Consider the following 14,699-nt stretch of genomic DNA (forward strand, 5'->3'; position numbering starts at 1 on the left):
CCCAAAGGTTCTACTTTTGCTCCCGAAACTTTAAAAGTCAAGAGCTATGAGGACCTCAGCCACCTTTCAAATCATGCTTCCTGTCGGAGCCGCCCTACTGACGGCATGCGGCAACGCTGCCAAACATTCCAAAGATACACAGGACTCCAAGAAGCCCAACGTCATCTACCTCATTTCCGACGATCTGGGCATCGGCGACCTGAGTTGCTACGGAGCTACCAAAATCAGTACGCCCAACCTCGACCGCCTCGCCGGCCAGGGACTGCAGTTCACCAACGCCTACGCCACTTCGTCGACCAGCACACCTTCCCGCTTCGGACTGCTGACCGGCATGTATCCCTGGAGGCAGCAGAATACAGGCATCGCTCCCGGCAATTCGGAACTCATCATCGACACGGCCTGCATCACCATGGCCGACATGTTCCAACAGGAAGGATATGCCACCGCCGCCATCGGCAAATGGCACCTGGGACTCGGTCCCAAAGGCGGAACCAATTTCAACGGCCTCATCAAGCCCAACACCCAGGACATCGGCTTCGGATACGAATACATTATCCCGGCTACCGTAGACCGTGTGCCCTGCGTCTTTGTGGAAAACGGCCGTGTGGACGGACTTGATCCCAACGACCCCATCACCGTGAGCTATGAGCACAAGGTAGGCAACTGGCCTACGGGCGAGGAAAATCCCGAACTGGTGAAACTGAAACCCAGCCAGGGACATAACAATACCATCATCAACGGTATCCCCCGCATCGGATGGATGACTGGGGGAAAGTCGGCTCTGTGGGTAGACGAAGACATTGCCGACGTCATCACCGGCAAGGCCAAGGACTTCATCATCGCGCACAAGGACCGCCCCTTCTTCCTCTATATGGGTACACAAGACATCCACGTGCCTCGTGTTCCTCATCCGCGCTTCGCCGGAAAGAGCGGGCTGGGTACCCGCGGCGATGTCATTCTCCAGCTGGACTGGACCGTAGGCGAAATCATGCATACCCTCGACAGCCTGGGCATTGCCGACAACACCCTCTTCGTGTTCTGCAGCGACAACGGACCCGTCATCGACGATGGCTATCAGGACCAGGCCCGCGAACTGCTGAACGGACATACACCGATGAAGCACTACCGCGGCGGCAAATACAGCGCCTACGAGGCCGGAACGCGCATACCGTTCATCGTGCGCTGGCCGGCCGTCATCCAGCCCGGCAAACAACAGGCCCTGTTCTCCATGATCGATGTCTACGCCTCGCTGGCCAGTCTGCTGAACCACCAGCTGCCTGCCGGAGCCGCTCCCGACAGCCGCGACCAGCTTGCGACCTTTCTGGGCAAAGATACCACCGGTTGTGAATACGTCGTCCAGCAAAACCTGAACAACACCCTTTCCATCATCCAAGGAAACTGGAAATACATCGAACCAAGCGACCAGCCGGCCATCGAATACTGGACAAAAATGGAACTGGGCAACGCCCCCCAACCCCAGCTGTACAACCTGGCGGAAGACCCTTCCGAAAAAAAGAATGTTTTCGAAGCAAATCCCGAAACAGCCGAAAAACTGGCCCGGTTGCTGGAAAGTGTGAAGGGAAAGGCCCGATAAAGCCTGTACAACAGGTGTCCTAAGATACATTATGTACGAAATTACACTATTTGTGAACTATTCATTAAATAGGTATTTTCCCGCAATCCATATTTTTGCGGCAATCTTGTACCGCATAGCAATATGTGCCGCGAAACAACCTTTATTATTAACTAACTAATTTAATATTTATGATGAGACGAAAACTCATTTTGATGTTACTTGCAGGCCTCCTATGCTGCTTCCAGAATCTGAAGGCACAGACAGGAGGTGAGATTACAGGTAAAGTAGTCGACGCAATGGGTGAACTTCCCGGTGTGAGCGTCGTTGTGAAAGGAACGACTAACGGTATCAGCACCGACCTCAACGGTGAATTCAAGTTGAGCGGTGTGAAGCCCGACGATGTCTTACAATTCTCCTTCATCGGCTACAAAACTCAAGAAATCAAAGTTGGTAACCAAAAGACATTCAACGTAACGATGGAAGAAGATTCCGAGACATTGGATGAAGTGGTCGTTGTAGGTTACCAGGAAGTACGCAAAAAAGACCTGACGGGTTCTGTCGCCAAGGCCAACATGAAAGACATTCTGTCCACTCCGGTCGCTACATTCGACCAGGCGCTGGGCGGACGTATCGCCGGTGTCAACGTAAGCTCGGGTGAAGGCCAGCCCGGTGCCACCATGAACATCACCATCCGTGGTAACAACTCTCTGACGCAGGACAACTCTCCGCTTTACGTCATCGACGGCTTCCCCGTAGAAGATGCTGAAGCAGGAAGCACCATCAACCCCTCGGATATCGAGTCCATTGACATCCTGAAGGATGCCTCGGCCACAGCCATCTATGGTGCACGTGGTGCGAACGGCGTTGTCATCATTACCACCAAACAAGGAAAAATCGGCAAGACACAGATTTCCTACGACGGCAGCTTCGGCATCTCCCAGGTGACAAAGACCTTGGACATGATGGATGCTTACGACTTCGTGAAACTGCAGGCCGAAATCGATCCGACCGGCATCGAAAGCACTTACTTCATGGACTACAACGGCAAGAAGTATTCGCTGGAAGACTACCGGAACGTTCCGCAGAACAACTATCAGGACGAAATATTCCGCACTGCCTGGCAACAGAGCCACAACGTCCGCGTGAACGGAGGTTCCGAAACGGTCCGCTACAACGCATCCGTATCCTACTACGACCAGGAAGGTATCCTGCTCAACTCCGACTACGAACGTCTGCAGGCACGTATGAACACTTTGATCAAACGGGGCAAGCTGACCGTCAACTTCAACACCAACTATTCGCGCTCCATCAAGAGCGGAAGCTCTCCTTCCGAAACATCTTACTCCGGTATGAACAACCTCTTCTACAGTGTATGGGGTTACCGTCCCGTCAACTATCCGGACGGCACGCTGAACGACCTGCTCAACAACCTGATGGACGATGACCTGGATGCCTCCAACGACTACCGTTTCAACCCCATCCTGGACCTGAAGAACGCCTATAAGAAGTATTACACGAACAACCTGCAGATCAACGGTTATGCCGAATATGAATTCATCAAGGGACTGAAGCTGAAAGTATCCGGCGGCTACACCTACGACAGCCGTCACAGCGATACCTTCAACAACTCCCAGACACGCTACGGCGGCCCGACATCGACCGACAAGGTGAACGCCGAAATCATCCGCCAGCAACGCCTCACGTGGCTGAACGAAAACATCCTCACCTACCAGACCAACTTCAAGAACAAGCACTTCCTGAACGCGATGGCCGGTGTGACACTGCAGAACTCCGACTACGAATACTATTCGCTCCGTACCAAGCAGATTCCCAACGAATCCTTGGGTATGGCAGGTATGAGCCAGGGTACCTTCGACAAATCCTCTTCGCTCAAGTCCTCCTGGGCCATGCTCTCCTATCTGGCACGTGTCAACTACAACTACATGTCCAAGTATTACGCAACGGCCTCCTTCCGTGCCGATGGTTCCTCCAAGTTCAGCAAGAAGAACCGCTACGGTTACTTCCCTTCCGGATCACTGGCCTGGAGCTTCTCCGAAGAGGAATTCCTCCAGAACATCAAGCCGGTGCTGTCCAGCGGTAAACTGCGTTTGAGCTGGGGTCTGACCGGTAACAACCGTATCGGCGAATACGACCGTTTCGCCCTGCTGGACATGATCAAATCGCACGTATCCATCGAAGACATCCCCAATACCATATATCCCTTCGACGGCAACAACAGCAACGTGGGTGTGGCCCCGATTTCCCTCCCCAACGAGGACCTGAAATGGGAGACAACCGAACAATGGAACCTGGGTGTCGACTTGGGCTTCTTTGACGAACGCGTCGGATTGACCGTCGACCTGTACCGCAAGACGACCCGCGACCTGCTGCTGGATGCCACCCTGCCCTACTCGTCCGGCTATCCCAGCGCGATGAAAAACATCGGTAAGGTGCGCAACGACGGTATCGAGCTGACGCTGAACACCGTCAACATCCGCAACAAGAACTTCGAATGGACCACCAACTTCAACATCGCATTCAACAAGAACGAAGTACTGGAACTGACCGAAGGCCAGACCAGCCTGCTGAGCACGGCCACCTTCGACCAGAACTTCAACAGCCAGCCCAACTACATCGCCAAGGTGGGCTACCCGATGGGCATGATGTACGGCTACATCTATGAAGGAACCTACAAGTACGAAGACTTCGACAAGTCGGGAAGTACTTATACACTGAAGAGCAACATCCCGCACTACACCAGCGAGAGCAACACACAGCCCGGTATGCCCAAGTATGCCGACCTGAACGGCGACGGTGTCATCGACACGAACGACCGTACCATGATCGGCCGTGGCCTGCCCATCCACACGGGAGGTTTCACCAACAACTTCCGCTACAAGGACTTCGACCTGAGCGTATTCTTCCAATGGTCCTACGGCAACGACATCCTGAACGCCAACCGCCTGTTCTTCGAAAGCGGCTTCCAGAAGAAGAAAGACTTGAACCAATATGCCAGCTATGCCGACCGCTGGACACCGGAGAACCCTGAAAGCAACATCCCTGCTGCCACCAACTCCAGCTCCAACCTCGTCATTTCGTCCCGTGTCATCGAAGACGGTTCGTTCCTGCGTCTGAAGACCGTGACGCTGGGCTATACCCTTCCGAAGACATTCCTGAGCAAGTACAAGATTGACAATGCACGCATCTATGTGGCTGCATCCAACTTGTGGACACTGACCGGCTACTCCGGCTACGACCCCGAAGTTTCCATCCGTGAAGGAGCCCTGACTCCGGGTCTGGACTTCTCTTCCTACCCGAGAGCCATGTCCGTCAGCTTCGGTCTTAACTTAGGTTTCTAATATCATAAATATTATTCTATATGAAAGCGATTAAAACAACCATATTATTCCTCCTTACGACATTGGCCATGGGTTCCTGTGATTTTCTGGACAAGGAACCTACCAAACTGACCCCCGAGGTCTACTTCAACAACGAGTCGGAAGCCACCTCGTTCCTGACTTCCATCTATGCCCCTCTGGCATCGCAGAACTATTACGGAAACTCCTACATGGATCTGGTAGCCGGCGACGACCTTTCCCACTTCGGCGGCGGACGCAACCCGTCGACCAGCGGTGCCATCGCCTGCAACAACGCCAACTCCAGTTCCCCTTACTTCAGCCGTCTGTGGATCACCCTGTATTCGGGCATCGACCGTGCCTGCACCTTCCTGGAGCACATCGACCAGACACCCGAAATCAGTGACGCCACCCGCGAGCAATACCGCTCCGAAGCCCGCTTCCTGCGTGCCTTCTACTACTTCACGCTGGTAGAGTGCTGGGGAGACGTTCCCTTCCGGACCACGTCGACCAACAGCGTCGCAGGCCTCGACATCGAACGCACCAACAAGGAGACCATCTACGACTTCATCGTGACAGAGATGTCCGAATGTGCCGGCAATCTGAAGACAGCTGCCGAACTGGGATACAAGCCCGGACGCATCTCCCGCTCCGCAGCCTGGGGCATCCTGGCCCGCGTATACCTGTTCCGTGCCGGTGAACACTACCGCGACAACGAAAGCGGAAACGCCGAACAGATCAAGGAATACTTCAAGCAGGCAGGCGTCTATGCCCAGAAGGTCATGAACGAAGGACATGCACTGGCCGTCAACTACTGGGACGTATTCATCGACATGTGCTCCAACAACTACAACACGACCGCCAACGAAAGCATCTGGGAAGTGGAATTTGCCGGTAACTATACCGACGAGGTACGTGCAGAAGGCCGTATCGGCAACCTGCTCGGCATCAAATGCCCGGACGTGTCCAACGAACAGTCCATCATCGGAAAGCAGGACCCCGGCTACGGCTACGCCTACTATTGGTCCACTCCGAAGCTCTATGACCTGTATGTGAACAACAACGACCAGGAACGCTTCTACTGGAACCTGGCTCCGTTCGAATACGTCGAGAAGACCAAAGGCAAAGGCGTGACGGGACGCAAGTTCGAGAAAGACGAACTGGAGAACGCACGTGCCCAAGGCTGGTGGGACAAGTCGTACACGTACGGAGAAGGCGATGTAGCCAACAAGACCGGCGACTACGAAGACGGAACGAAGCTCAACAAATCGCGCGCCTGCGGCAAGTTCCGCCGGGAATACGAGTGCCAGAACGAGAAAAAGAACAAGAACTATACGTCCATCAACTTCCCCCTGCTGCGCTATTCGGACGTTCTGCTGATGCTTGCCGAATCGGAGAACGAAGTGAACGACGCCCCCACCACGCTGGCCTACCAATGCCTGAACGCAGTCAGAACCCGCGCCGGTGTCGATGCCTATGCTGAAGGTTCGCTGAGCAAGGATGCCTTCCGCCAGGCCGTCAAGGACGAACGCGCCATGGAGCTCTGCTTCGAATACACCCGCCGCTTCGACCTGATCCGCTGGGGAGAATACATCAAGAATATGAACGAACTGGCTCCGCTGGCCCAGCAGGGCGACGGAAGCAACTGGAACGGCGGCGACAAGTACAGTGTATGGACCTACTTCCAGATCAGCGACGCATACAACTACTTCCCCATCCCCGATAGCGAAATCTCCGTCAACAAGAAGATCACGCAGAATCCCGGCTGGTAATCACATCATCCGACAAACCATTAAACGCATAAAAGATTATGAAACTGAATAAACTCCTCATATTGACTGCCATAACGGGCCTGGCCTTCACGTCGTGCGAGAACGAGATGAAGCAGGACCCCGAACTCGACGTTGTGGCCACAGGCGACGGCGTAAACTACGACGGACAGACCATCACCGTACAGAAAGGAACGCCCATCACATTCCAGCTGGGCGGCGAAAACGACTTCCTCACGTTCTTCAGCGGGGAAGCCGGAAGCAAGTATGAATACAAAGACCGTGCACAGGTAGCGACCGACCAGATTGAAAGCTCCAAGCTGACACTGGACATCAAGACCGAATACGGCAAACTGGACATGATAGACTTCAAGGTGCTCATCTCGAAGACCTTCGAAGGACTGAACAAGAGTAACTTCGAAGCCGACTCCATCCTGGTGGAACAGCACGACGGATGGCAGACCCTCCTGTCCACCGCAGACCTGCCCAACCCGACCAGCACCAAGAGCTACGAACTGGACATGCTCCCCTATCTGGGAGAGCGCGTCGCGCTGGCCTTCGTCTACAAAGGCGTGGACAACTCACAAACCCAGCCCAAGGTCTACATCCAGAACCTCCAGATTGTCAACCAGATGACCGACGGCACATCGTCCTCACTGGCTGCTTCCTCCCTGGGCTTCACCCCGCTGAACATGATGTACAAGCATAACCTGAGCGACCAGAAGTCCATGACGTCCAACCGCCCCTACGGCACCGTCAGCAACAACACGAGCGGCATCTGGAACATGTCCAACATGAGCAGCTTCTTCATCCACAGCTCGGGCGGCGGGTCTCCGCTGAAGTACAGCTGGCTGACGTCCAACCTCTTCATGGTCAACGCCTGCACCCCCGATGCCGGTACGCCGCTGAAGAACATCTCACAGAGCCTCGACAGCTATACCTACACCTACACGGAGGCTGGTACCTACACGGCTACGTTTGTCGCAACAAACGGCAACTACGACCAGCAGAAGCGAATCACACGCGAATTCACCGTCAAGGTTACGGAATAAAAGAATCTCTATGACACAAGACTTCTAACCTCAAGACATTGACATAAAAACGTATTCGCACCCTACTTATCCCAACGGGAGGAGCCTCACGAAGCTCCTCCCGTTTTTTTCTTCACGCCGCTCCTTCCCCCGCAAACCATTGCTTTCTTTCCTGGAAAGCATTGCTTCTTCCACAGCAAAACATTGCTTCTTTCAGGCGAAAACATGCCCGCTTTTGCAGGGGTACATTCCCGGCTGCCGATTTGCCCGGCCCAAAGCGTCCGTTTGCCCTGCTTAAACGGACGGTTTACCCAGCTTAAACCGTCGCTTTGCCCAGCTTGGACAATCGCTTTAAGCCGGGCAAACGGACGACGGAATATCGGGAAGCGGCAACGCCGCCACCACCCGGCTTGCAAAACCCCGGGAATATCCCTACATTTGCAGAAAACAAGAACGTATGCAAGACTCTTTCAACCTCCGTTTCTCCCCCTTGCAGGGGTATACCGACGACGTCTACCGCCAGGCACACGCCCGCTGCTTCGGCGGCGTGGAATGCTACTACTCCCCCTTTGTGCGGGTGGAGCACGGTGAAATCCGACGGAAGGACGTGCGCGACGTGGAGCCCGACAACAACCGGGGCCTGCGGCTCGTCCCCCAGCTCATTGCCTCCGACACAGAAAAAGGGGAACGCATCCTGTCGCTCTTTGCCGACAAGGGCTGGCAGGAAGCCGACGTCAACCTGGGCTGTCCCTTCCCCGTACTGGCCAAACGGCACAACGGAGCGGGCATGCTGCCCCATCCCGACGAGGTGGAACAGCTGCTGACAACCCTCTGCGAAAAGTTTCCGCAGATGCGTCTGTCCGTCAAGCTGCGCCTGGGTTGGGAACGGCCCGACGAATGTCTGGCTCTGCTTCCGCTGCTCAACCGTCTGCCGCTGGCAGACATCATCCTGCATCCCCGCCTGGGCAAGCAGCAATACAAGGGTATGGTGGATATGAAGGGATTCAGAACGTTCTACGAAGGCTGTGAGAAGCCGCTCTTCTACAACGGCGACTTGCTGACGACGGACGACATCGACCGCATCCGCCACGAGTTTCCGCGGCTGGCAGGCGTGGTCATCGGCCGCGGACTGCTGGCCAATCCGGCGCTGGCACTGGAATATGCGCAGGGGAAGTCCCTGACGGAAGAAGAGAAAAGGGAACGGATCAGACAGATGCACACCGACGTGTTCTGTCGCTACGCCGACCGGCTGGAAGGCGGCGACCAGCAACTGCTGATGAAGATGAAGAGCTTCTGGGAATATCTGCTACCCGACGCCGACCGCAAGGCCCGCAAAGCCATCCACAAGGCGACGCGTCTGGAAGCTTATCAACAAGCTGTCAACAGCTTGTTGAGGTCCTGAACACAGGTTGTAGACAACATTCAGGCACGGAGTGCACAGCCTCAAAGGGCCATGCAGTCCGTGCCTGAACGTTTATTATATCCTTACAGACAAGGAATGAATCTCAGCTTGTAGGAATGTTCCTCCTGAGATACACGATAGATGGGGAGCGTGTCGACATCGCTGCCGCAGCTGGCGTTACCCACACCGCGCATAACGGCATCCAGATGGAGCACGATGTACGGACGGGCTGTCAGTTCCCACATGTGCTGTCCCTTCATCAGGTCCTCGTCGGTATAGCGCAGAGCCGAGAAGGAAACGTTGCCTTCCGTGCGGATGCAGACACCCTTGCCCGAAGCGTCGGTCAGCTTCAGTTCGCGCAGGCCTTCACGGTTGCCCATGGACTGCGGCTTGACATACTTCTCGGCCATATCGTCCACGGTCGTCGTATAGCGGCCCACCATGCAGCCGTCCTTGCGGTCGTTGTAGTTCTCCCACGGACCGTAGGCGTAGTAGTCCACCTGGCTCAGCGAAGGATTGATGCCGCACACCAGGCCGCAACGGCGCAGATCGGCCGTATGGGGCTGGAACACGGCGTCCAGATCCATCGTACCGTCGGGGGCAAAGGTGTAGGTAATCTGCGTGTCGCAGAGCGAACCCTTACGGACGGTCTTCACCACGACTTTCGCACCGTCCTTCGTCACCGTGCATTCGCCTTCGGCCTCAAGCCCGTTCTCCGTACGGGTAAACTTGTCGTTCTCTATCCAGCGATGGTTGTCGTAGACAAAGCCCTGACCTTCGCTGACAACGGCTTGGCCGTTCATCACCAGCGACGTCATCTGACCGTTCTTGCGATTGAAGACAGCCTCCACGTTGGCGTTCTTTACGCGGACGGTGCTTTCCGTCTCTTCCACCTGCAAGGCCAGCTTGCGGCCGCCCTTGGTCGAGAGTTCGGGCAGCGGACCGCGCTCCAGCAACGTGTATTGCTGCTGTGCCACTACATGACCTGCCGGTGCCCAGGAAACGGCTTCCTTCTTGCATACCTGGAGGTTGAGCATCACTTCCTCGCCCGCCTTCTGTACCTGGCGCAGCTTGAGGGTGTTCAGCTTCAGCGTGACGGCCAGCGAGTCGTCGGGCATCACGCGGTCCAGCATCATGCTGTCGGCCGTCAGTGCCACGCCGTCCTTCACGGCCTGCCAGCGCAGGTAGAAACCGTCGAGCGGCAGGAAGTCGTAGGTGTTCTTCAGCAGCACGCTGACTTCATCCTTCGGTACATCCACTTTCAGGAGGCCGAAGTGCACGTACTGGTACGCTGCCTTCACCTCCTTCAGCTTCGGCGACTCGTCGCGCGTGGCGGGGATGATGCCGTTGGAGCAGAAGTTGCCCTGATGGGGGCCGGGGAAGTCATAACCCGTGTGCAGGCGGTAGATGCCCTTCTTCATTTCGTGAGGCTCGTAGATGGCCTGGTCCACCCAATCCCAAATGGCACCGCCGATGGTGGACGAACTGCTTTCGATGCTCTGCCAGTATTCCTTCAAGTTACCGATGGCATTACCCATGGCGTGGGCATATTCGCAGATGAACATCGGCTTGTCGAAGGAGTTGACATACTTGTCCATCCACCGCATGCCCGGATACATTTTCGAATAGAGGTCGCTGAAACGGTTGCCACCGAAATCCTTTCCGTCGCGCGTTCCTTCGTAGTGGATGGGACGATTGTCCAGACGGCGGGCTGCATCGTAGCAGGCCTGGAAATTGCTGCCGCCTCCGGCCTCGTTACCCAAGCTCCAGAAGATGACAGACGGATGGTTGCGGTCGCGCAGCACCATGCGGTCAATGCGGTCCACAAAGGAGGGAATCCACGACGGCATGTCGCTGATGGACTGGTTGGCATGATTCTCAAGGTCGGCCTCATCCATGGTATAGAGTCCGAAGTAGTCGAACATGGCGTACATCTTGGCCGCGTTCGGATAGTGGGACGTACGGATGGTATTGATGTTGTTCTGCTTCATCAGCAGCACGTCGCGCAGCATCGACTCCACAGGCACGGCACGGCCATAGACGGGATGCGTGTCGTGGCGGTTGGTTCCCTTGAAGAACACGCGCTGGCCGTTGATGTACACCAGCGAACCGCGTATTTCGATGTCTCTGAAGCCATACTTGGTGGAGAAGGCCATCTCGTCCTTGCCTCCCTCGCGCTGGACAACGTGCAGCGTGTAGAGGTTCGGCGTCTCGGCCGTCCAAAGCTGCAAGTCCTTCAACGAAGAAAACAGTGCTTTCGCCTCCACTTCGCGGTCTTTTTCAGTGAACGAAACAGTGAGTTCCTTTTCGGCTACCAATGAGCCGTCGGGAGCCAGCAGGCGGAGGGCTATGTCTTTCTTGCCGTTCAGCCCGTCGCGATTGTCGAGTTTCAGGGCAACAGAGAGCTCACCGGCCTTATATCCGGCCTGCGCATCGAGGCGGGAGGTGATGTAATGGTCGCGTACGCTGACCTTCGGAGTGCTGTACAGACAGACGTCGCGGAAGATACCGCTCATGCGGAACATGTCCTGACACTCCAGATAGGAGCCGTCGCTCCAGCGGAACACCTGTACGGCCAGACGGTTGCGGCCCGTACGCAGGTATGGAGTCAGGTCGAATTCGGCCACGTTGTTGGCCCCCTGTGTATAGCCCACGTATTTACCGTTCAGATAAACCAGCGCGGCGCTGTAGATACCTCCGAAGTGGATGAAGGTGCGACGGTTCTCCCAGCCTGCGGGCAGGTCGAAGAAGCGCACGTAGGAACCCACGGGGTTGATACCATAGTTCTTGCCCCCGTCGTTGAATCCCTTGCGGGCGTCGATGTAGGGAGGCGTATTGGCATGGGGATATTCCACGTTGGCATAGATGGGGCGGTCGTAGCCCTGCATCTCCCAGTTGGAAGGCACGGGGATGGTTTCCCAGCCCGACACGTCGTAGTCTTCCTTGTAGAAGTTCAACGGACGCTGCGAGGGCTCGGGCACAAAGTGGAACGCCCAGTCACCGTTCAGCAGCAGGTAGCGCGAGCTGTGGCTGTCGACCCACGGCGTGCGGTAATACTCGGCATCGGCCGTCATCTCGGCTTCGCTGGCATAGGGCAGGTAGGTGGCGTGACCCACTTCCTTGTTCTCCTCAAAGCGGGTTTCGTCTTCCCAATAGGTGCGCGAACGCTGCACCACCTGCTCGGCCATGCCTTCGGGCATCGGCATCGGGCTGACCTCGATGGAGAAGAGTGTTTCCTTCTCGTCCTTCAGCCCGTCCTTGGCTGCCAGAGCCAGCTGGCCGGACTTGTTGCAAACCATAATCAGGTCGGGGCTGTTGGAGGGGAATATCTGTACAAACTTTCCGTTCTCGCGGACGATCCACAACTGCGACTCGTCCGAACCGTTGTTCTCCGTGATGCCCACCGCCTGTCCGGCCTTGTTGTGAAAGGCCTTGTTCTCGAAGGGGTTGAGGATGCGGAAACTGCCCGACAAGTTGCTGAGGACCCATTGCTGCAGCTGGTCGGCCGCACGCTGCTTCACCAGCAGGGCTTCTCCGCCACCTGCCTTATAACCGATCACTTTTCCTTTTTGCCCGGCCGGCGCTATGTTGTACAGCTTGTCCTTGGCAAAGTCAATCTGCGCACCGGCCACGCTGAGGGCCCATACGAAGATACATGCTAAACTTACTAAGATTTTTTTCATTGTATTTATTTACTGACTGTCATTTCTATTTCACTAAAGATACACCGACCTCTTCCAGCTCTACTACGGCCGGAGCGGCATCGGGAGTCGTGGCGTCGAGCTTGATGAAACGGGCCTTCTGCGGCTGGGCAAACTTGACGGTCTGCGGCAACGGGTTGTGCATGATGTTGCTGAACTCGCCGTTGGCCGATACTTCGGTCCACGCCTTTCCGTCCATGCTGACATAGAACTTGTAGCGGTAGGCCATGGTCGGCTTGGCCTGCTCGTTGAGGGGCGCATAGGTAAAGCCCTTCAAGGTCACGTCCTTGCCCAGGTCAATGACAAGCGGCTGGGCAGACACTTTCTTCCACGAGTCGCGGGACAGGTCGTTCCATTGCGACGATGCCTGCTGCTCTTCCACATCGGGAGCATAGTAGGCAGCCACGTTGCTGATGTGCGCTTCGAGACGGCTGCTTCCAATCGTGATGCGCAGTGCCTCGGCCTCTACCTCGGGGAAGCGGAGCATGCGCTTGTAGCCCACCGTCGTACCTTCGCCCAGCAGTTGCCACTGCCCGCCTACGCGACCCTCCACGCGGAAGCTCTCCACGCGCTGTCCGCGTGCGATGTCTTCCTGCAGCAGGACTACATTGATCTTCGACGAAGGCTTCAGCTTGTACACTCGCTGGTCGCCCGATGCGGCATCCCACATCTTCTGTCCCTTCTTCACCCGATTGTCGGCAAACGCCTGCTGACGATAGGCCGCAAACTCTTTCAAGCGGGCCACGTCGGCCTCATGAATGTGGCCGCGACGGTCGGGCGGGATGTTCAGCAACAGCACGGAGTTATAGCCCACCGACTGGAAATAGATGTCGGCCAGGTGCTTCAGACTCTTCACCTTGCCGTTTTCACTCTCATGCCAGAACCAGCCCGGACGGATGGAAACGTCGACCTCCGAAGGATACCAGAACAGCTCGGTGGCATTCTTCAGCATCTCGCGGCTGCCCAGGTCCTTTGCCTGACTATAAACGCCCAGCCGCTTGTTGCTCGCTTCGGAGCGGGCATAGATGCCGGGAGCCAATACGGTGGCGCTCCACTCCGTTTCACGACCCAGGCCCCGTTCGTTGCCTACCCAGCGGACGTCGTCGCCCATGATGGCCATCACGGCCTTGGGTTGCAGGCGCTGGATGGTCTTGTAGAAGGCATCCCAGTCGTACACCTGCTTCTTTCCGTTGGGGCCTTCGCCATTGGCACCGTCAAACCACACTTCGTGCACTTCGCCATAGTTGGTCAGCAGCTCGGTCAGCTGTTCGATAAAAAATTCGTTGTAGCGGGGAGAATCGCCATAGCACTCGGCATTGCGGTCCCAGGGAGAGAGGTACACACCGAACTTCATGTCATACTTCGTACAGGCGTCGCGCAGTTCCTTCACCACGTCACCCTTTCCGTCCTTCCAGGGAGAAGAGGCAACCGAATGTTTCGTGGTCTTGGTGGGCCACAGGCAGAAACCGTCGTGATGCTTGGCCGTGAGCAGCACCATCTTGAAGCCGGCTTCCTTCAGGGTACGCACCCATTGTTCAGCATCCAGGTCGGTAGGATTGAACAGGGCGGGATCTTCCTTTCCGTCGCCCCATTCCCTGTCGGTAAACGTATTGATTCCAAAATGCAGGAAAGCCGTCAGCTCCATCTGCTGCCACTCCAACTGCTGGGGAGAGGGAACCAACCGGGCAGCCATTGACACTTTTTGTTCCAACGTCGCATGCTCAGGAAATTGTACATGCTTCACATACACTTCCGCATCCTGCTGGGCCTGTCCCCACAGCGGAAACACACCCAACAGACACGTCACAAGAAATGATTTTAATTTCATAAGACTCGGGGTTAAACATTATTTGCGACAAATATA

The 14,699-nt window shown here is 56.0% G+C and carries 7 protein-coding genes; 5 read left to right on the forward strand and 2 right to left on the reverse strand.

Annotated elements, in window-relative coordinates; all coding sequences use genetic code 11:
* The first annotated feature begins 46 nt into the window (after positions 1-46).
* From BQ7483_RS14425 to BQ7483_RS14445, 5 genes are all read left to right on the forward strand, one after another.
* Positions 47-1,594 carry a sulfatase family protein gene (locus BQ7483_RS14425; RefSeq protein WP_072546363.1) on the forward strand — a complete coding sequence of 516 codons (1,548 nt, stop codon included), beginning with the start codon at positions 47-49 and terminating at the stop codon, positions 1,592-1,594.
* A gap of 194 nt (positions 1,595-1,788) precedes the next feature.
* Complete coding sequence (locus BQ7483_RS14430) at positions 1,789-4,935, forward strand: SusC/RagA family TonB-linked outer membrane protein (protein ID WP_072546364.1); 3,147 nt, start codon at positions 1,789-1,791, stop codon at positions 4,933-4,935.
* A gap of 20 nt (positions 4,936-4,955) precedes the next feature.
* The gene (locus BQ7483_RS14435; RefSeq protein ID WP_072546365.1) at positions 4,956-6,704 is read left to right on the forward strand and encodes a RagB/SusD family nutrient uptake outer membrane protein; all 1,749 of its coding nucleotides are present in this window, start codon (positions 4,956-4,958) and stop codon (positions 6,702-6,704) included.
* 38 nt (positions 6,705-6,742) lie between these two features.
* The gene (locus BQ7483_RS14440) at positions 6,743-7,753 is read left to right on the forward strand and encodes a DUF5017 domain-containing protein (RefSeq protein ID WP_072546366.1); all 1,011 of its coding nucleotides are present in this window, start codon (positions 6,743-6,745) and stop codon (positions 7,751-7,753) included.
* 436 nt (positions 7,754-8,189) lie between these two features.
* Complete coding sequence (locus BQ7483_RS14445) at positions 8,190-9,134, forward strand: tRNA-dihydrouridine synthase family protein (RefSeq protein ID WP_072546367.1); 945 nt, start codon at positions 8,190-8,192, stop codon at positions 9,132-9,134.
* An 83-nt stretch (positions 9,135-9,217) separates the two neighbouring features.
* Here BQ7483_RS14445 and BQ7483_RS14450 read toward each other — a convergent pair whose 3' ends face one another.
* Positions 9,218-12,817 carry a glycoside hydrolase family 2 TIM barrel-domain containing protein gene (locus BQ7483_RS14450; protein ID WP_083535754.1) on the reverse strand — a complete coding sequence of 1,200 codons (3,600 nt, stop codon included), beginning with the start codon at positions 12,815-12,817 and terminating at the stop codon, positions 9,218-9,220.
* 25 nt (positions 12,818-12,842) lie between these two features.
* Positions 12,843-14,663, reverse strand: a complete 1,821-nt coding sequence (locus BQ7483_RS14455) for an alpha-L-fucosidase (protein ID WP_072546368.1) — start codon at positions 14,661-14,663, stop codon at positions 12,843-12,845.
* Positions 14,664-14,699 lie beyond the last annotated feature (36 nt).

Source organism: Mediterranea massiliensis (assembly GCF_900128475.1).
GTDB lineage: Bacteria > Bacteroidota > Bacteroidia > Bacteroidales > Bacteroidaceae > Bacteroides > Bacteroides massiliensis_E.